The organism is Nitrosomonas sp., assembly GCA_031316255.1.
GTDB lineage: Bacteria > Pseudomonadota > Gammaproteobacteria > Burkholderiales > Nitrosomonadaceae > Nitrosomonas.
This window is the reverse complement of the sequence record JALDQW010000001.1, coordinates 1,410,900-1,430,275: the sequence shown is the minus strand read 5'-3', so window position 1 is coordinate 1,430,275 and position 19,376 is coordinate 1,410,900. Positions and strand designations below refer to the sequence as shown.

The following is a 19,376-nucleotide window of genomic DNA, read 5'->3' as shown; positions in this document are numbered from 1 at the left end:
GATGAAATTGTTCGACTACATACGGTATGTGACCAGCAATTGGCTTTTATTCAATAATTTTATTGCCTGACCGTAGGTAACTAAATCGAACAGTGCTGAGGATATTATGGATTACAGAGAAAGTCATAAAGCGCGCGGGGCATCGTATGATAAAACCCTTGAAGAAGAAGCGATTAGTAATTATATGACAAGAATAGAAGCTGGCTTGTTAAGAAAGATTGTGCCCGTGCTCTTTCCAGAAACACCTCCCAAATATTTGGATTTTGCCTGCGGTACTGGCCGTATTACCAGTATCGTGGCCGCCATGTCGACACACTCATTTGGCGTGGATATCTCGGAAAGCATGTTGGAAAAGGCAAAGTTAAAGTGCCCAGATACGCAATTTTTTCATATGGATATCACCAAAGACTCATTGAATCTGGAACCACTTGACTTGATTACATCATTTCGGTTTTTTGGTAATGCACAAGATGCGTTACGCGCAGATGTTTTGCTGGCTTTGAATAAATTATTAAAAAAAGACGGTTATTTATTAATCAATAATCACCGAAACCCCTGGAGCTTGAAATATATGCTTGGCCGATTGACGGGCGGCAAAAAGAAGCTTGATTTGTCGCCGGTAAAATTAAAAAAATTGCTTAACGATAATGGTTTTAAAATTACAAAGGTTTATGGCATCGGCGCATGGATTTTTAGAAATTCGCTCGCCCAGACAAAGTATTTAAATTCGAAATTCGCAAAGTCTCTTGAAGCTATCTCCAGATTCCCTGGTACATATCTCATTTCCCCGGATTCGCTGATTGTCGCAAAAAAATACAAATAATCTTTTAATGAAATGTATCTCGTTTTAAACCGAAAAGAATTCATCAGTTTAATAAAGCGGATCATTATATTAATAATATGCATTTAACAAGTAAGGTATTGAAAATCAGTGAGTGAATCTGCAACACAACCTCAAAACCGCAAATTTCTTAATGGCGCACTATGGATGATCGCAATGCGATGGATGATGCGTTTGTTTGGGTTAGTGAGCACTATTATTCTGGCCAGACTATTAACCCCGACAGACTTTGGTATCGTCGCCCTTGCTTTAATCGTTGTCGGATTGCTGGAAGTGCTTTCATGGACAGCGCTCGATTTGGCGTTGATTCAGAAGCAGGAAACAACGCGGGAGCATTACGATACGGCCTGGACGATGCAAATATTGCAAGGATTATTCATCGCATTATTGCTGAGTGTCTTGTCACCGTATGCTGCCCATTATTTCGATGAACCGGCTTTGACGAATGTTGTTTATTTACTGGCGCTTAAGGTTTTTATTTATGGATTTCAGAATATTGCAGTTGTCGATTTTCGTAAAGATCTGAATTTCTCGAGAGAATTTAATTTCCATTTATATAAAAAAGCATTCACTTTTTTGTTTGTGGTCAGTCTTGCATTTATTCTTAAAAATTACTGGGCTTTGATTTATGGCATGCTTGCTGCTTCGGTAATCGAGGTCATTATTAGCTATCGGATGCATCCATTTCGCCCGCGGCTTTCGTTGGCGCGTATCCGCGATATCTGGACTTTTTCCCAGTGGATTTTGTTGTCCAGATTGGGCTATTTCTTGAACCAGAAAACGGATCAGTTTGTGATAGGCGGGGCATCTGAAACCGAGGTTATGGGTGTTTATCACATGTCAACAGAGATTGGCACCATGCCATCCACAGAAGTGGTAATGCCCTTGCGCCGTGCTTTTTTCCCCAATTTTGCAAAGATAATGCATCTTCCTGATGAATACAGGCGTTATATTCTAAGCACAATCGGGATTATCAGCGGTTTGATTTTTGCATCTGGCGTGGGATTGTCGGCTATTTCAGAAGATTTTGTCTTGCTTGTATTAGGTGAGAAGTGGGTTGATAGTATTCCATTAATACAAGTGCTGGCGATTTTTGGCGTTGTCGCAGCATTGTCATCTGCTATGGAATTGCTGTTGCTGGTCTCGGGCAAAGGAAATCTTTCAACGATCGAATCATGGATACAGCTTATCGTGCTTGTGCCTGTGGTATGGTTTGCAGCGCACACTTATGGAGTTTATGAGGTTGCATTCAGCAGAACTTTGATCGCAAGTTTGTTTGTTTTCTTAATGATTTATTTTCTTACTATTGCGACACCGGTCAGCTTCTTTTCTGTTATCGGTGTGATTTGGCGTCCCTTCCTCGCTTCAATAATTATGTTTTTTGTAGTCAAGTTATGCCACCAAGATAACCTGGACTACATTGCTCTGAGGCTTTTAATGGATGTCTCGATAGGTGCACTTACTTATATAGGCAGTGTGTATTTGTTGTGGATCATGACTGGTCGCTCAGAAGGTTTGGAACAAACTGTCATTTCCAAAATTTGGTTATTCTTCGATAAAAAAAAAGCCAGAGCTGAAACTTGATCATGACTATCCTGTTGAGCAGGATTCAGTATTGATTCAGTGCTAAAGCCTTTTTGCATTATCAACGTTAGAAACAAGACCGGTTACATCTCTCCGGCAACGATAGTTTTTCAGATAAATCAACCACGCGGTCAACTTGTCCTTCAGACCTCTGGTCTTTTTGTAAAGTGGAAATTTATAAACCGATTTTAAATCCGCCATCGTCAATTGTAGATTCAAAAAACGATTGAGTTCTTCTACTGTTTTCTCCGGTGTCAATTGTAAATCTTCGAATTTAAATTGTATAAATTCCAGATGATTTTCGTGCAAAAACTTTTTTATGCTATTTGTAATAGCACCATTATAAGCCTGGGTGAATGCACGACTTTGAATATGGCGGCGTATGTTTGAAGTAATCCACGCCTGCACATCATCACGCGTAAGTACGATAAATCTAGTGTCATCAAGCGGTAAAAATTTTGCCCAGATACGTATCGTCAGCGCAAGCCTGGGATCTTTCCAAATCCATGGTTTGTGCTGCTGACAGTCTTCAAGAAATTTTCGGTAAGGCGTAAGGTCTATGGCTGAAGCTTTGAGCGCCAATTCATCCAATACTTCAGTTGAAAGTATTTCATGCTCGCGATTTCCAGTGTAGTTCAATTCGTTCAATAGCTGATTGTTTAATTCAACCAATCTGAGATTCTCGTAAGTATCATAATCAACTTTTTTAAACGTGTTTTCACCATGCCAGTAACCTGCTTTGCCGAGTAAGGCCGCAAACACTGAACTACCTGTCCATCCATGTGTAAGAATAATGACATTTTTCATTGCTGTACCCTGTACCCATTATCATTAGTAAAATCGTTCATTTTAAACAAACGATATTTCGTTTTTTTGAATGTGTTTAATGGTATATCCCTGAACTGCCTACGTAAATGAGTAAATTATCTCATAAAATTAACATTCTGATTCTGTGTTTATTGCGCGGATTAATTCAAAGTTGCTTACTGGGAGATAATCGCTATAAGCCATAACTGAAGGAAGCTTGTTTTAGCCCGCATTGATTGCCGTGCCTGGTGGTGGGTGCTTGTGAAGATATCTGCCAATGCAGTCTACAACAAAGAAACCGGCCCAGAATGTAATGACGGCTATTCTCAATACACCTATGTCCCCGATTAGCTTTCAGGGTTAATACAAATTTGCCCTGCAAGGGAAATGGTTGATTCTTGACAATTTCTTGACATTTGATGTGTTATTCTGCCTGTTGAAAAGTATCAACAATAATTTTATTTGTGCTATACGATTGATTTACATTGTTTTTATGAAACAGGAAAGATCAAGCATAAGCACCAACAAAAATTGTACTTTGCTTTGCACTATCCATATTTTGGATACATATTAATTAATAACAATAGAATTAAATAGTTTCAAAAAAAGGGGAAAATATGCTTAAAAAATTGAGTATTCTGATTGTTGCAGCGATGCTGTTGGTTATTAATCATACAGCATCCGCTACTGTTGAATATGTGGAAGATTTTCAGACATGGGGACAAATTACGGCAAGAGGTAATTTCGGTGCGCTTGGCAACGAAAAAGTATTATGGTGGGTTGAAGGACAAGGGCGTTTTGGTAATGACAGTACAAGATTCTCACAAGGAATTATCCGGCCTGGTATTGGTTATGCTGTCACTGACAAGATCAGTGTATGGTTGGGTTACGCCTGGATTCCCACCAGTGTGCCTTTTTCAGGTGCATCCGGACCCTATAATGAACACCGGATATGGCAACAGATACTCTGGAACGACAGATTCTCATTTGGCTCGTTACAAAGCCGTACCCGTTTTGAGCAGCGTTACTTCGATATACCCGGCAGTACGGACGTGGGCTACAGAGTACGGCAGTTATTCAAACTGACTGTACCTATTGCAGAAATACCTAACCTGAGTTTTGTTTTGGCAAATGAGATTTTCTTCAACACAAATGATATCGACACTGGAACTAAAGGCGGATTTGACCAGAATCGTGTGTTTGGCGGATTTGGTTACAGATTTACACCGGTGATATCAGGTGAAATCGGGTACATGAACCAATATTTCAATAGAAACAAAGTACCAAGACCTGATCAGATGCAGCATATTCTGGGTGTTAATTTGTTCCTGAACTTTTAAATTTACAATAAGAAAGTCTGCTCTTATACAGTATATTGCTTAAAAATACTGTAATCTCGTTCAATCCGATCAATTTTCGTCAAATGAATAAATCCCGAAAATTGATCGGATGATTTTTTGTTTTGTACAGTAATACTTTCAACACAACATTGTTTCAATTCTCCGTATATTCGAAAAGTTATTTGATCCATACCGTTTTGATATTCACAAATTCGCGGATGCCATGGAAAGACAACTCCCGGCCAAAACCGGAATGCTTGACGCCTCCGAACGGCAAGCGCGGATCGCTTTTAACAACACCGTTGACAAAGGTACAACCAGCATGGATTTTTCGCGCAATACTTTCTCCGCGTTTCACATTTTGTGTCCATATACTGGCACCGAGGCCAAATTGAGTACGATTTGCTAACGCAATAGCTTCATCAAGATTTTTTACTCGCACCATGGCCGCTACAGGACCAAACAGTTCTTCATCGAATGCGGGCATACCCGGTCGCACATAATCCAGAATTGTGGGTGCATAATAAGCGCCTTGCTTCCCGATAAACGTTCCACCAATCATAAGTTCTGCACCCATAGAAATACTGCGTTTAACCTGTGCATGCAAATCGTCACGCAGGTCGGTGCGCGCCATCGGCGCAATGTCAGTCATTTCTTCTTTGGGGTCCCCGTAGCGTAGTTGACTTACCCGGTTTTTAAACCGGGCCACAAATTGATCGGCAATGCCATCAACGAGTACAAATCGCTTTGCGGCAATACAACTTTGCCCCGCATTCTGAAAACGGGCTATGATGGCCTGTTCTGCTGCAAAATCAATATCTGCATCGTCAAGCACAATGAAAGGATCCGATCCGCCCAGCTCAAGCACACATTTTTTTAAATGTTTGCCGGCTATCGCCGCCACTTTACTGCCCGCAGCCGTGCTTCCGGTTAGTGTAACCGCCGCCACATTCTGATTTTCGATAACTGTTTCGGCCTGCTCTGCGGTGATCAATAAACTGCGGAACACATCTGCCGGAAAGTCCGCTGCACGAAAAGCTTCTTCCAGCGCCAAAGCGCAAAGCGGCACATTAGCAGCGTGTTTCAGGATAACGGCATTACCTGCCATCATGGCCGGCGCAGCGGCGCGTATCAGTTGCCAAAAAGGAAAGTTCCAGGGCATGATGCAAAACACGACGCCCAAAGGCTGGTATGCAACATAACTGTGCGTGGCGTCTGAAGCAATAGGTTCATCAGCCAAAAATGTTTTGGCGTGTTTAGCATAATATTCACATCCGAGTGCGCATTTTTCTACCTCGGCCCGGGCTTCTTTTAATAACTTGCCCATTTCTTCCGTGATCAGATTCGCATATTGATCACGAGAATCGCGAAATACCTGCGCAAGATTCTGAAAAAAGTTTGCCCGCTGATCGAGACTAAACGCTGCCCAATGAATTTGGGCGGATGCAACATTATTCAGAATTGCGGCAATATCCTTGCCTTGGAAAGCAGGAAAAGATTGTATCATTTGCCCTGTAGCTGGGTTAATAGACTGTATGCACATAAAAATCCCTCAATAATTGATCTATCCTTTGATTTCAAGAATGCGATCAATATTTTGCACTTTTCTAATAATCAAATCATTTGATTATGCTACAGAATGCTTACTTTTTTAGGGAAATTGACAATAAAGCGGATCAGTGAATCTACACATGCAATCTCATTGGAAATGTAGCTACTTCTACTGATTTGGTGGGCAGCGTACTAATTGTACAATCATTGATTATCGTGTTATCTGTGGCAATTCATCCAGTTGGCGTTGCAGCACTTGAAGATTTGCCTCGCGCACGCTGATTTCATTTTTCAGGCGTTCAACTCTGTCTAAATATCTTTGGTAATTACGCTCGCTGCCCAAACGATCCGGGTTGCCACCTTTATATTCAGCCTTGATAGCTTCCAGAAAATCAGACTCATCAGCTATTCTTTGTTCAATTTCTTTTCGCTGCGCTCTGATCTCTTTATTTTCTCTTCTTTTTTTGATCCGTTCATCCACACCTTCGGTATTAGCGGAAGGGACAACAATTATGGACGGAAGATCGACTTTCTCGGCATTACCCGATCGAACGTTTGAATAAGTAACATTGCCATGTTCGTCAACTTGTTTGTAAACACCGGAATGTGCCGGAAAGGCATAAATGAAGAAAATTGCGAGCAAGAAAAAATATTTTGATTTCATAATCGTTTTACCGGATTCCTAAAGCTACAGTTTTGCGAGTTCTTTTCTTATGGCCGAGATATTATTTTCATGCCGCAACAGTTTGTGTTGCAGCTGTCTGAATTCTTCGTTTTGTTGATAATCGGTATCATTGACGCGCATCAGGGACAAGTTTTTGCGTGCATCAGAAAATAATTTCATTTCAGTCGCCAGTTCATGCTGAAGGATTTCACGTCGCTTGATGTCACGCTTGTTTTGTGTGTTGGCAGTATCTTTTGGAACAACAGGTTGAACTTTTGATACATAGGGTTGAACGGTGGAAGATTGTGGCGCTGTTCTGGTTTTTTGCGCCCCTTTGATAGGGCGATTGGTAAATGTAATGTTCCCATCCTGATCAACATATTTATAGATCGTTGATCCGGCGTGTAACACAGGCAAAAAATTTAAACTCAAGAAAACCAAAATGATAAATTTACTTGGCGTACTCATATCTTTATGACCGTGAACAAATGCTGAGAGTTGCTACTGAATGAATAACCAGGCATAGTTTACCAATCGATCTGATTTGGAAAAGCTGAAAAAAGACTGTTAATCCATTCTTTTTATCCTGTTGATGCTATTCTCAATTTCAGATTACAAACTGTAATACATGTCAAATTCGACAGGATGTGTTGTTGTTCGCAACAGTAATATTTCTTCCATTTTAAGATGAATATAGGCATCAATCATATCATGCGTGAAAACGCCACCTCGAATCAGGAAATCACGGTCGTTGTCCAGATGATTCAGAGCCTCATCCAGTGAAACACACGTATTGGGAACTTTGGCGGCTTCTTCCGGCGGCAGATCATAAAGATTCTTATCCATAGGATCAGTTGGGTGTATTTTGTTCTGAATACCATCAAGTCCTGCCATAAGCAGTGCCGTAAAGGCCAGATAGGGGTTCGCGGTGGGATCGGGGAAACGCACTTCTATACGACGGCCTTTAGGGCTGCTCGAGTGCGGTATACGGATTGCTGCCGAACGGTTGCTCGCTGAATAGGCCAGATTTACAGGCGCTTCAAAGCCGGCAACAAGTCTTTTATAGGAATTCGTACTTGGATTGGTGATGGCATTGAGCGCCTTGGCATGCTTGAGAATACCGCCAATGTAAAACAATGCCGTTTCGGACAAACCGGCATATCCGTTACCGGAGAACAAATTCTCGCCATCCTTCCAGATGGATTGATGAACATGCATGCCGGAGCCATTGTCACCGACAATTGGCTTGGGCATAAACGTAGCCGTCTTACCATAGGAGTGCGCAACATTATGTATGACATACTTCAGCAACTGGTTCCAGTCTGCGCGTTTTAACAGACTGTTAAAGCGTGTACCAATTTCGCACTGGCCTGCTGTAGCAACTTCATGATGATGCACTTCTACCGGTATGCCAAGTTGTTCCAGAACCTGGCACATGGCTGAACGGATATTTTGCAATGAATCCACTGGCGGCACCGGGAAATATCCGCCTTTGATTGCAGGGCGATGCCCGATGTTGCCGCTGTCATATTTAATAACTGAACTCCATGCCGCTTCCTCGGATTCGATTTTGACAGAACAGCCGGACATATCGGTATGCCAATAAACCGAGTCAAAAATAAAAAACTCGGGTTCCGGACCAAAATAGGCGACATCGCCAATACCGGTCGATTTGAGATAAATTTCACCACGTTGCGCGAGTGAGCGCGGATCCCGACTATACCCTTTGCCGTCAGCAGGATCGACAACATTACAGGTCATGATAAGTGTGGGATCATCCATAAACGGATCAATATTGGCGGTTTCCGGATCCGGTATCAGGAGCATATCGGATGCCTGAATACTTTTCCACCCAGAAATAGATGAGCCATCAAATGGGTGGCCATCTTCAAATTTGTCAGCGTTGAAACTATGGGATGGAATCGTAACATGTTGTTCTTTTCCATTTGTGTCAGTAAAACGTAAATCGACAAATTTGATTTTACTGTCTTCAATTAATTTTAAAACATCAGCTGCCGCCATTTTTTTCTCCGATTGGCATGGTTATAAAATAAATACTCTAATCATTTGACTGAATTATACCAGTGCCAGTCAATTGATAATTGAAACCGCATATGGCCTATCAAAAGGTTTTTTTATTTATTTTTAACATATTTGAGACAATGAAATTATTGCATGTATATACTTGTAGCTTGGAAAAATTATTCACTGTATCGGAAAAAGAATGGTGCCATTCACTCAACCCAAAAAAATCGGTCTGGCCTTAGGTGTCAGTTTTTTGGTAACCACAATTATATTGCCTGCTCCCGCAGAAATGTCAGAATCTGCATGGCGCACATCCGGTGTAGCTTTATTACTGGCCATCTGGTGGGCTACTGAAGTTTTACCCATTCCGGTAACCTCGTTACTGCCAATTTTGTTGTTTCCCGCATTGGGCATCATGTCAATGGAGAATAGCACAGCGCCCTATGCGGCACCAGCGATTTTCTTGTTGCTTGGCGGCTTTATCGTTGCAAAAGGACTGGAAAAATGGAATTTACATCGACGCATTGCATTGAATATTCTGGCGCGCGTTGGCAGCAGTCCAGGCGGACTTATTGCGGGTTTTATGGGCGCCACTGCATTGATATCCATGTGGATTAGCAACACTGCCAGCACACTAATGATGATTCCGATTGCCATGTCCCTGGCGAGTGAAATGGTTAAAGACGAAATCGGGCAACACCAGAAATTTATCCTGTGTCTGATTTTAGGTATTGCTTATTCAGCGAGCATTGGTGGATTAGGCACCATTATCGGCACGCCGCCCAATTTATTTGTAGTCAGTTTCATGAAGCAGAATTATGATATCGATATCAGCTTTGTGAAGTGGATGATGTTTGGGGTGCCTGTTGTAATCGTGATGACGACTTTGGCCTGGTGGGTACTTACAAAATGGGCTTTCTCGTTTGACCTGCACGGCGAACATATTTCAAAGACAATAATCGATGAAGAACTCAAAAAACTCGGCAAATTGACTCAACCGGAAAGACGCATCACTTATGTTTTTGCATTCATTGCAATGGCCTGGATACTGCGTGTGCCGGTGCAAGAGCAATTTGAAATTATGCTATGGTTAAACGATGCCATGATTGCAATTGGCGGCGCTGTACTCATGTTTGTCATTCCTGCGGGACAAGAAGTAGCGCAAACGCCTGAAAAAGCAACGGCACTCATGGACTGGGAAAGCGCCAGCAGAATACCCTGGGGTGTACTCTTGTTATTTGGCGGCGGTTTAAGTCTGGCAGCCGCGATTAAGGATACCGGCCTGGCTGCCTGGATTGGCGACGGTTTGTCGGGACTGCCGCACTTGGATTTGATAGTGATGATGTTTGTATTGGTTACACTGGTGATTTTTTTGACTGAGTTGACCAGCAACACTGCAACAACCGCTACCTTGCTGCCTATTCTAGGAGTACTGGCTGTTTCCAGCGGCATCGATCCAATGTTGTTATTTGCGCCCACAGCCCTGGCAGCCAGTTGTGCCTTTATGCTGCCCGTGGCAACAGCGCCGAATGCGGTTGTATATTCAACAGGCCAGGTCACCATTTCCCAGATGGCCAATGCCGGTTTGAAGCTGAATCTTGTCGCGATTGTTGTGGTTACTGCATTATCATCTGCATTGATTCCCTGGGTGTTTGGATAGTTTTCCACGTTATTATAATGAATTTATAGTACGCACAATGAAATACAAGAGTTAAAAAAACGCATTACTACATGTCGAATGCACTAAATATACTCAAAGAGGTTTTTGGTTATCCGGCGTTTCGCGGACAGCAGGCGGAGATCATTGAGCATCTTGCAAACGGTAACGATTGCCTGGTACTTATGCCAACAGGTGGCGGCAAGTCGCTTTGTTATCAAATACCCGCCTTAATGCGCAAAGGTGTCGCAATCATTGTTTCTCCTTTAATTGCTCTCATGCAAAACCAGGTTGCGGCACTCAATGAAGTTGGCATACAGGCTGCGGGACTTAATTCTTCTTTGCCATTCGAAGAAGCACTAATTGTTGAACAGAAATTACTCGCCGGCGAATACGACTTGCTTTATGTTGCGCCGGAACGTTTACTGACAAAACGTTTTCTTAATTTAATAGAAAAAATACCGCTGGGATTATTTGCGATTGATGAAGCGCATTGTGTTTCACAGTGGGGGCATGACTTTCGTCCCGAATACTGTCAGCTGGATATTCTTAACTCACGTTTTCCGAGTGTGCCTCGCATTGCATTGACAGCGACAGCTGACGCCGTTACACGAAAGGAAATCATTGAACGTTTGGTATTGCACGAAGCCAAAATTTTTCTATCCAGTTTTGACCGGCCTAATATTCACTACCAAATAGTGGACAAGGTAAACGGCAAACAGCAATTGCTTTCATTCATCCAAACAGAACATCCGCAGGAAGCCGGTATCGTTTATTGCCTGTCACGCAAAAAAGCAGAAGATACCGCCGCTTGGTTCAATGCGCACGGTGTCGCCGCACTTCCTTATCATGCGGGAATGACTCCGCATCAACGTTTATCGAATCAGGAAAAGTTTCTTCGCGAAGAAAACGTTGTCATGGTTGCAACAATCGCCTTTGGTATGGGAATTGATAAACCGGATGTACGTTTTGTCGCCCATCTTGACATGCCCAAAAGTATTGAGGGCTACTATCAGGAGACAGGCCGGGCTGGCCGTGACGGCCAAAAAGCGAGCGCCTGGATGGCTTATGGTTTGAATGATGTGATTCAGCAACGCCGCATGATCGAAGAATCGATGGCACAGGAACAATTTAAACGCGTTGCAACCGGAAAACTCGAGTCCATGCTGGCTTTATGCGAAACAACAACTTGCCGCCGTACTCATCTATTGGATTATTTTGGCGAGCAAGCGGCGTTTTCGTCATGTGGAAATTGCGATGTTTGTTTAAACCCGCCGAGTACCTGGGATGCAACCGTTGAAGCGCAGAAAGCATTGTCCTGTGTTTATCGTACCGGTCAGCTATTTGGCGCCGGACATTTGATCGATGTATTGCATGGAAATCAAACAGTGCGGGTCAAACAATGGAATCACACACAAATCAGCACATTTGGCATCGGACAAGATTTACCAGTTAAAACCTGGCGCGCAATTTTCAGACAGTTGATCGCACAGGGGTTACTGACTACGAACAACGAAGGTTACGGATCGCTTTGCCTTACCGATGCAAGCCGAGCCGTATTAAAGGGGCAACAAAAAGTTTTTCTTCGTCAGCAACCCGAGCAAAAACAAATTTTGATCAAGAAGCAACCAGATGAACCTCAAACACTTGACCCGGCTGCACAACAACTTCTGGACCAGTTACGCAGCTGGCGGGCAAAAACAGCCAGAACACATGGCGTGCCTGCGTATGTTATTTTCCACGATGCAACTTTGAGAGAATTAGTACGCGTCTGCCCACAAACAGAAAATGAATTGCTTCAGATAACGGGGATCGGCATGCACAAGCTGGATCGATACGGCGATAATTTAATCGAAATTTTACGTAGCGGGTGATTTTAAATAATATTCACACTTGTTTTCCGGCATTGACGATAAGAAATAGTTTTTCATTAAAATCAATAGATAACCTCAATCTTCCACACAAACAAATAATGCAAAACCTATAAGTTATTAACTCTTATAGGCGAAAAAACAACAATTGTGTTGCGCAAATGCAACATATAGTGCGTTATTTGCAAAAAAAAGATTCGTTTTTCTTGCAGGAATGCATTGTGTTCGGCACAATCCAATCAAACCTTCCAGATTGGTAGGTCAGAAAAAAAGCGGGGTGCATTCCACCGGAGCAAAGTTAGGTTTATTGTCGACCCCCAGTCGTTTAAACATTAAAGGAGAACTTCCCTATGAAGAAGAAGCTTATTTCGTTAGCAGTTGCCGGTGCGCTTGCAACACCAATGGTTGCGTCAGCACAAGGAACCAATGTCACCATGTTTGGTAGCGCCCAGGCAGAATATTCAACGGTTGACTTCGATGGCATGACCAGTCAGGCACAGATCGGTGATGAAGCCGGTCGTTCAAGATGGGGCGTGCATGTTGTTGAGCAACTTGGCGGTGGATTGCAAGCAAAGGCCCATTTAGAATTTGGTTTCAACACGGGTAATGGCGACTTGGGTGTAGCACGAGAACGCTGGGTAGCGTTGGCCAATGATGCTTGGGGTGAAGTGAAATTTGGCCGTGTTCAATCTCCGTTTAAAGATTTTGCAGGTGGTCAGACTATTGATCCATTTGCGTATACTACACTGCAAGCAGCAGGTAGTGGTGGTACCATGACCGCATCAGCGAATGGTATGGGATCAGGTGCGCAAGGCTTTGTGAACAGTGCAGCCCGTTATGATTCACCAACCGTAGAAGGCTTTTCATTTGCAGCCTTGCTGATGCCAGGTGATTCCAATAATCTCGATCCTATATTGGGTGGTGGTATTGCTAATTCAAGCAACTTTACGCCTAATAGTACCAGCGGCGGTGAAGATGGCGAATGGGATTTCCAGATCGCGGGTAAATATGAAGCAAATATTGCAGATCACAACGTTGGCGTTTTCGGTGGTTATTCCAGAGATAATATCAGCACAAACCAGAAAGCATTCCAAGGCATCGGTGCCGATGATGAAGAAATCTGGCGTGGTGGTGCTTCTTGGAGCTTCATGGGCTTCCGCCTGAGCGGTCAGTATGAAAACATTAATAACGCAAGTATCAACGGTGCTGCTTCCTGTACTACCGCAGCGGCATTAGGCTCGACATTAGCGGGCGGCGCAAATAATGGCAGTGGACGTGGACAATGTAACTCAGCCATGAACGTGAATGGTGATGGACACCTCTGGTTTGTCGGGGGCGAGTATGAATTGGGCAATACACGTCTGCTCGCACAAGGTGGTATGGGTAAAGCCGACGCAACAACCGCTGCTGTAAAACGTGAAATCAGTACTTTTACAGTGGGTGCAATCCACAATCTGAGCAAACGTTCCAGCTTGTTTGGTGGTTATCAACGTAACATGATCGATAACAACGCTGCAAGCGGTTTTAGAGATAGCAACGTGTATACAGTCGGTATGCGCCACAATTTCTAAAAGAAAAAGCTCTCAACAAAAAAGGCACCGCTGGTGCCTTTTTTGTTGTTCGAAAGAAATACTCCTATCGCCTAATCGTAACTTTTCTTGATTACTGGCACAGTAATTGACCTTTAGCCAACTGTAACGTAGAGTTAAGCAGCAACATAATTTACTTTAATGTGATGAATATAATTACAACAGTCTAATTGCAAGAATTACAATAATTCCAGGCATATAGGCGCCGAGAAAGTATTCAGGCTAATAAAATAACACCTAAGGGGGACTTGCTCACTATGAGTATGAGAAAATGGACAGATGAAGAATTAGTTTCAACGCGCGACAAGTTGGAAGAATGGCGTAGCAAATATCAAAAAGCGGGAAACAAAATGTGGCATTTGACTGCTTTTCTGGGTGCCTTTGCTGTTTCGACAGGTATTGCATTTATTTTTCTAGACGGTGTAGACGTACTTAATGTTCTCTTGATTGTTATGGGATCGCTGACTTGTCTTGCCTGGTACAAAAGCGAGAAACGGCGTAAGGACAATCTGACATTTCTCGCAGAAATCGATAAAGAAATGAAACAACGCGCAAAGAAAACAACCAAATCCAAAGCAAAGCAAGACAAAGGCGAAAAAGTTAAAAAAGAAAGCGACACCGATCAGAGCGGGACAGCCGATGAGCAAAAACCAAACGCAGATAAAATAGATACCGATAACGGAACTGACAAAGAAAGCAAACAGTAAGGCTTGAATTGTTATGAACAGGTGGCTGAAAAGAATAGCGGATCTATTCTCATTAAAAAGTACACTAAAAATAGATAATGCAGTGCAGAGCACTGCGTCAGGCGATCAAAAAAAAGTCGCATCTAATACCGAACTCAGCGAAGAAAATAAACGATTGTTCGATACTCTGCGTCAATTTATGTGGATACAGGGTGAACCGTTGCCATTAATCTTCGATTTGAATGAACAGATTTATACACAGCAGGGTATTACCCATGAAGCACTCAAACAACTGGAAGCCTGCGGACTGATTAATTTTGAGCCGGACGGGTTTGTTAAAAAAAAGTTTGGCAAACATACGCGTTTGTTTTATTGTGGAAAGCCAACAAAAATTGGCTTTCCTGATGACATCAATAATCAGCTTGACCTGGGCTGCGTTAAGCTTACCGAGCAGGGAAAAGCACTGGCATCAGACCGTGAAATACCCAGGAACCAGGCGTATTATGAATACGTAATCGGCCGTTGGTATCAGTCAGGCTATACCGTATCTTCAATACAGGTTGATCAATAAACTGTCCTGACCCGCAGTGCGTAACTTCTGAATCTACAAAATCAAAATGACGCGGTAGTCATTGACATTGGTATACGTTGGGCCAGTCGTCACCAAATCGCCTAATGCTTTAAAAAAACCATAGGCATTATTATTATCCAAAAATTTTTCCGCATGAAATCCCATATTGCTACCACGCTTCAAGGAATCAGGCATTATTATCGCGCCGGCGTTATCTTCGGAACCATCTATACCATCGGTATCGCACGCCAGTGCGTAAATATTGTCCAGGCCATTGAGTTCAATGAGCAGCGATAATAAAAACTCTGAATTACGTCCACCGCGCCCGTTTCCATGCAGGGTCACTGTAGTTTCACCACCCGACAGCAACGCAATGGGCGGTTTCAGCATACCAGGATACCGGCGGATTTCTTTAATCAATGCCGCGTAAACTTTTGCGACTTCACGCGCTTCTCCGGTCACGGTATCGCCAAGAATCAACGTATCGATATTCATATTCCGAAAATATTTTTTTGCCGCCACGAGCGATTGATGTGCACTGGCAATAATAACGTTCTCAACACGCTTAAAAATTGCGGAGCCGGGCTTGGGTGTTTCATCCAACTGCTGACTAATACCGGCCGCAAGGATGCTTCTTAGATTCTCGGGCAGCTTGAGATGATAGTGTTCCAGCACTGCACTTGCATCGGAAAAATACGTTGGGTCCGGCGCACAAGGCCCGGAGGCGATATGCGTGGGATCGTCGCCGGTGACATCGGATATAATCAGCGCACGTACGGGTGCTTTGCAGGCCGCTGCTAGCCGTCCACCTTGCAAACACGAAATATGCTTACGTACAGTATTAATTTCTTGAATGTTTGCACCGCATCCCAAAAGTTGTTGCGTGAGTTCCTGCAAATCCGATAACGTAATTCCGTCTAACGGCAAAGATAACAAACTGGAACCGCCGCCACTGAACAGGCAAAGTAATAGATCCTGCTCGTTGAGCCGCTTAACCTGTTTCAATATTTCTTGTGCAGCTTGCATGCCATTCTGGTCGGGTACAGGATGGCCGGCTTCAATGATCTTGATTCGGCGTGTAGGCAGCCCATGGCCGTAGCGTGTAACGACAATGCCATCAAGGGGAGCATTTTCGGGCCAGTTCTTTTCTACCGCCAATGCCATAGCTGCTGACGCCTTACCCGCACCGACCACAAAAATGCGCCCCCCGGAAAATTCGGTTGGATCAGGGAGATGTCGCGGTACGATTTGCGCAGGATCGGCAGCGCTGACTGCAACATGAAAACTGTCCAGCAGCCAAGCACCTGGATTCATTTCGATAGGATTCCGCGCAAATAATGTCCGGTGTAACTGTTTTTATTCTTCACAATATCTTCGGGCGCACCTTCGGCTACAATACATCCGCCACCATCACCACCTTCCGGCCCCAGATCGATTATCCAATCTGAGGTTTTGATAACATCAAGGTTATGCTCAATGACGACAACCGTATTACCATGATCGCGCAGTTTGTGGAGCACCTTCAGCAATAAATCGATATCCTGAAAATGCAAACCTGTTGTCGGCTCATCAAGGATATACAAAGTACGCCCGGTATCACGCTTGGAAAGTTCCAGCGACAATTTTACACGTTGCGCCTCACCGCCAGACAGCGTTGTGGCGGATTGGCCCAAGGTAATATATCCTAATCCGACGTCCAGCAGTGTCTGCAGTTTCCGTGCAACAACCGGCACTGGATTGAAAAATTCAAATGCATTTTCTATTGTCATTTGCAGGATTTCATTGATATTTTTGTTTTTGTACTGTATTTCAAGCGTTTCACGGTTGTACCGCTTGCCATGACAAACATCGCAGGTCACATAAATATCGGGAAGAAAATGCATTTCAACCTTAATCACACCGTCACCTTGGCAGGCCTCGCACCGCCCGCCTTTGACGTTAAATGAAAAACGGCCGGGCGCATAACCGCGTTCCCGTGCTTGCGGCACACCAGCAAACAATTCACGTATGGGTGTAAACAAGCCGGTGTAGGTTGCTGGATTGGAACGTGGTGTCCTGCCAATCGGGCTTTGATCCATATTGATGACCTTATCAAAAAATTCCAGGCCATGAATTTTTTCAAACGGAGCCGGTTCGGCAACACTCGCATAAAGATGCTGCGAAACAGCGCGATGCAGGGTTTCGTTGATGAGTGTCGACTTCCCTGAACCGGAAACACCGGTAATGCAGACGAATAATCCAACAGGCAAATTCAACTGTACCTGTTTCAAATTATTACCTGCAGCACCTTCAATACATAAAATCCTGTCACGATTTGGCACAGTACGCTGGTCCGGTGTTTTTATGGATAATCTGCCGGAAAGGTATGCGCCCGTCAGAGAACCGGAATGCACCTCGATTTCTTCCGGCCTGCCTTGTGCAACTACGATGCCACCATGCTCTCCGGCGCCCGGTCCCATGTCGACGACATAATCTGATATCTGGATGGCTTCCTCGTCATGTTCAACAACAATCACGCTGTTACCCAGATCGCGCAAATGTTTGAGGGTATTAAGCAGACGATCGTTATCGCGCTGATGCAGTCCGATGGAGGGCTCATCCAAAACATACATGACACCAGTCAGGCCCGAGCCTATCTGGCTGGCAAGCCTTATGCGCTGGGATTCACCGCCGGATAACGTGTCGGCGGACCGATCCAGAGACAAATAATCAAGACCGACATTATTCAAAAATTGAAGTCGGCTGGAAATTTCTTTAACGATTCTTTCGGCAATCGATTGTTTATGCCCAGGCAACACCAGTTGATCGAAAAACATTTTGGTTTGCTTGAGTGGTAATGCGCTGACTTCATAAATCGCTTTCGCGTCTACAAAAACATGGCGCGCAGCAGTGCATAAACGGGTGCCAAGACAATCCGGACATGTTTTGGCATTCAGATATTTTCCGAGTTCTTCACGTACCGTTTGCGATTCGGTTTCCCGGTATCGCCGGGTTAGATTTGGAATAATGCCTTCGAATGCGTGCTTCTGGCGGCTTTTCTTGCCGCCTTCATTGAGATAGGTAAACTGGATTTTTTCCTGTCCAGAGCCGTGAAGGATAATATCCTGGATTCTTGCGTCAATACTCTCAAAAGGGGTTTCAATATCAAAATCAAAGTGTTTCGCCAGACTGGTCAGCAACTGAAAATAAAATTGATTGCGCCGGTCCCAGTTTTTTACTGCGCCTGAAGCCAGCGACAAATGTGGAAATGCCACCACACGCATTGGATCGAAAAAGGTGATCTGACCCAGGCCGTCACATCGCTGGCAAGCACCCAGCGGATTATTGAACGAGAACAACCTTGGTTCCAGTTCGGAAAGCGAATAACTGCAGATGGGGCAACTGAATTTTGCTGAAAAAAGATGTTCCTGACCACTGTCCATTTCCACTGCCAGGGCACGCCCGTCGGCATGCCGTAGCGCAACTTCGAATGATTCGGCCAGCCGTTGTTTCGCATCTGGCGATACTTTCAAGCGATCCACGACGATTTCAACGGTATGTTTCCTATTTTTTTGCAGCTTTGGCAAATCGTCAATATCACACACTGCCCCATCGATGCGCAAGCGGATAAATCCTTGTGCGCGTAATTCATCGAATAAATCCGCCTGTTCCCCTTTACGCTCTATAATCAGAGGCGACAGAATCATCAAACGCGTACCGGAAGGCAGCTCAAGTACATGATCAACCATCTGTGAAACACTCTGCGCTGTCAGGGTAATCTGATGCTCGGGACATTGCGGATCGCCCACACGGGCATATAACAAACGCAAATAATCGTGAATTTCTGTTACGGTACCCACTGTTGATCGTGGATTATGCGAGGTTGCTTTTTGTTCTATTGCGATAGCTGGCGACAGTCCTTCAATTGAATCGACATCCGGTTTCTCCATTAACTGAAGAAATTGCCTGGCATAAGCGGAAAGCGATTCTACATAGCGCCGTTGTCCTTCCGCATAAAGCGTATCGAATGCAAGTGAAGATTTTCCAGATCCGGAAAGTCCCGTTATCACGACAAGCTTGTTGCGTGGCAGATCAAGATTGATGTTTTTGAGGTTGTGGGTGCGCGCACCGCGGATTCTAATCAATTCCATTGGCTATCTATGTACGAGTCAACCTGATAATATACCCAACTTTTTAGAAAACACATAACC

15 protein-coding genes are annotated in these 19,376 nt (G+C 43.9%); 8 read left to right on the top strand and 7 right to left on the bottom strand.

Annotated elements, in window-relative coordinates; translation table 11 throughout:
- Nucleotides 1-106: 106 nt before the first annotated feature.
- Together MRK00_06455 and MRK00_06450 are read left to right on the top strand one after the other, a co-directional pair.
- Nucleotides 107-823, top strand: a complete 717-nt coding sequence (locus MRK00_06455; protein ID MDR4517011.1) for a class I SAM-dependent methyltransferase — start codon at nucleotides 107-109, stop codon at nucleotides 821-823.
- Nucleotides 824-931: 108 nt separating this feature from the next.
- Complete coding sequence (locus tag MRK00_06450; protein MDR4517010.1) at nucleotides 932-2,425, top strand: lipopolysaccharide biosynthesis protein; 1,494 nt, start codon at nucleotides 932-934, stop codon at nucleotides 2,423-2,425.
- 42 nt (nucleotides 2,426-2,467) lie between these two features.
- Here MRK00_06450 and MRK00_06445 read toward each other — a convergent pair whose 3' ends face one another.
- Nucleotides 2,468-3,232: a sulfotransferase gene (locus MRK00_06445; GenBank protein MDR4517009.1), complete on the bottom strand. Its 765-nt coding sequence runs from the start codon at nucleotides 3,230-3,232 to the stop codon at nucleotides 2,468-2,470.
- A 617-nt stretch (nucleotides 3,233-3,849) separates the two neighbouring features.
- Between MRK00_06445 and MRK00_06440 the strand changes: the two genes are divergently transcribed.
- Nucleotides 3,850-4,572 (top strand): DUF2490 domain-containing protein, encoded by a 723-nt coding sequence (locus MRK00_06440; GenBank protein ID MDR4517008.1) that lies wholly within the window; start codon nucleotides 3,850-3,852, stop codon nucleotides 4,570-4,572.
- A gap of 178 nt (nucleotides 4,573-4,750) precedes the next feature.
- Here MRK00_06440 and MRK00_06435 read toward each other — a convergent pair whose 3' ends face one another.
- The 4 genes from MRK00_06435 to glnA all read right to left on the bottom strand — a co-directional run bounded on the left by MRK00_06435 (nucleotide 4,751) and on the right by glnA (nucleotide 8,809).
- The gene (locus tag MRK00_06435) at nucleotides 4,751-6,115 is read right to left on the bottom strand and encodes an NAD-dependent succinate-semialdehyde dehydrogenase (protein MDR4517007.1); all 1,365 of its coding nucleotides are present in this window, start codon (nucleotides 6,113-6,115) and stop codon (nucleotides 4,751-4,753) included.
- Nucleotides 6,116-6,334: 219 nt separating this feature from the next.
- Nucleotides 6,335-6,787: a DUF4124 domain-containing protein gene (locus MRK00_06430; GenBank protein MDR4517006.1), complete on the bottom strand. Its 453-nt coding sequence runs from the start codon at nucleotides 6,785-6,787 to the stop codon at nucleotides 6,335-6,337.
- A gap of 24 nt (nucleotides 6,788-6,811) precedes the next feature.
- Nucleotides 6,812-7,198: a DUF4124 domain-containing protein gene (locus MRK00_06425; protein MDR4517005.1), complete on the bottom strand. Its 387-nt coding sequence runs from the start codon at nucleotides 7,196-7,198 to the stop codon at nucleotides 6,812-6,814.
- A 201-nt stretch (nucleotides 7,199-7,399) separates the two neighbouring features.
- Nucleotides 7,400-8,809 (bottom strand): type I glutamate--ammonia ligase, encoded by a 1,410-nt coding sequence (gene glnA / locus MRK00_06420; protein MDR4517004.1) that lies wholly within the window; start codon nucleotides 8,807-8,809, stop codon nucleotides 7,400-7,402.
- 202 nt (nucleotides 8,810-9,011) lie between these two features.
- Between glnA and MRK00_06415 the strand changes: the two genes are divergently transcribed.
- From MRK00_06415 to MRK00_06395, 5 genes are all read left to right on the top strand, one after another.
- Complete coding sequence (locus tag MRK00_06415; protein ID MDR4517003.1) at nucleotides 9,012-10,472, top strand: DASS family sodium-coupled anion symporter; 1,461 nt, start codon at nucleotides 9,012-9,014, stop codon at nucleotides 10,470-10,472.
- Nucleotides 10,473-10,543: 71 nt separating this feature from the next.
- The gene (recQ, locus tag MRK00_06410) at nucleotides 10,544-12,343 is read left to right on the top strand and encodes a DNA helicase RecQ (GenBank protein ID MDR4517002.1); all 1,800 of its coding nucleotides are present in this window, start codon (nucleotides 10,544-10,546) and stop codon (nucleotides 12,341-12,343) included.
- 347 nt (nucleotides 12,344-12,690) lie between these two features.
- Nucleotides 12,691-13,911, top strand: a complete 1,221-nt coding sequence (locus MRK00_06405; protein ID MDR4517001.1) for a porin — start codon at nucleotides 12,691-12,693, stop codon at nucleotides 13,909-13,911.
- 275 nt (nucleotides 13,912-14,186) lie between these two features.
- A complete protein-coding gene (locus MRK00_06400) occupies nucleotides 14,187-14,636 on the top strand; it encodes a hypothetical protein (GenBank protein MDR4517000.1) in 450 nt (149 codons plus the stop codon).
- Nucleotides 14,637-14,649: 13 nt separating this feature from the next.
- Nucleotides 14,650-15,186, top strand: a complete 537-nt coding sequence (locus MRK00_06395) for a hypothetical protein (GenBank protein MDR4516999.1) — start codon at nucleotides 14,650-14,652, stop codon at nucleotides 15,184-15,186.
- A gap of 33 nt (nucleotides 15,187-15,219) precedes the next feature.
- Here MRK00_06395 and MRK00_06390 read toward each other — a convergent pair whose 3' ends face one another.
- Both MRK00_06390 and uvrA read right to left on the bottom strand, forming a co-directional pair.
- Nucleotides 15,220-16,500, bottom strand: a complete 1,281-nt coding sequence (locus MRK00_06390; GenBank protein MDR4516998.1) for a glycerate kinase — start codon at nucleotides 16,498-16,500, stop codon at nucleotides 15,220-15,222.
- Nucleotides 16,497-19,316: an excinuclease ABC subunit UvrA gene (gene uvrA / locus MRK00_06385; GenBank protein MDR4516997.1), complete on the bottom strand. Its 2,820-nt coding sequence runs from the start codon at nucleotides 19,314-19,316 to the stop codon at nucleotides 16,497-16,499. The genes MRK00_06390 and uvrA overlap by 4 nt, the downstream gene beginning before the upstream one ends.
- Nucleotides 19,317-19,376 lie beyond the last annotated feature (60 nt).

Coding starts and splice junctions, on each gene's coding strand:
- MRK00_06430 (MDR4517006.1), bottom strand. CDS start 6,787: ATGAAATCAAAATATTTTTTCTTGCTCGCAATTTTCTTCATTTATGCC.
- MRK00_06405 (MDR4517001.1), top strand. CDS start 12,691: ATGAAGAAGAAGCTTATTTCGTTAGCAGTTGCCGGTGCGCTTGCAACA.
- recQ (MDR4517002.1), top strand. CDS start 10,544: ATGTCGAATGCACTAAATATACTCAAAGAGGTTTTTGGTTATCCGGCG.
- glnA (MDR4517004.1), bottom strand. CDS start 8,809: ATGGCGGCAGCTGATGTTTTAAAATTAATTGAAGACAGTAAAATCAAA.
- MRK00_06395 (MDR4516999.1), top strand. CDS start 14,650: ATGAACAGGTGGCTGAAAAGAATAGCGGATCTATTCTCATTAAAAAGT.
- MRK00_06445 (MDR4517009.1), bottom strand. CDS start 3,232: ATGAAAAATGTCATTATTCTTACACATGGATGGACAGGTAGTTCAGTG.
- MRK00_06400 (MDR4517000.1), top strand. CDS start 14,187: ATGAGTATGAGAAAATGGACAGATGAAGAATTAGTTTCAACGCGCGAC.
- MRK00_06390 (MDR4516998.1), bottom strand. CDS start 16,500: ATGAATCCAGGTGCTTGGCTGCTGGACAGTTTTCATGTTGCAGTCAGC.
- MRK00_06440 (MDR4517008.1), top strand. CDS start 3,850: ATGCTTAAAAAATTGAGTATTCTGATTGTTGCAGCGATGCTGTTGGTT.
- MRK00_06415 (MDR4517003.1), top strand. CDS start 9,012: ATGGTGCCATTCACTCAACCCAAAAAAATCGGTCTGGCCTTAGGTGTC.
- MRK00_06435 (MDR4517007.1), bottom strand. CDS start 6,115: ATGTGCATACAGTCTATTAACCCAGCTACAGGGCAAATGATACAATCT.
- uvrA (MDR4516997.1), bottom strand. CDS start 19,316: ATGGAATTGATTAGAATCCGCGGTGCGCGCACCCACAACCTCAAAAAC.
- MRK00_06455 (MDR4517011.1), top strand. CDS start 107: ATGGATTACAGAGAAAGTCATAAAGCGCGCGGGGCATCGTATGATAAA.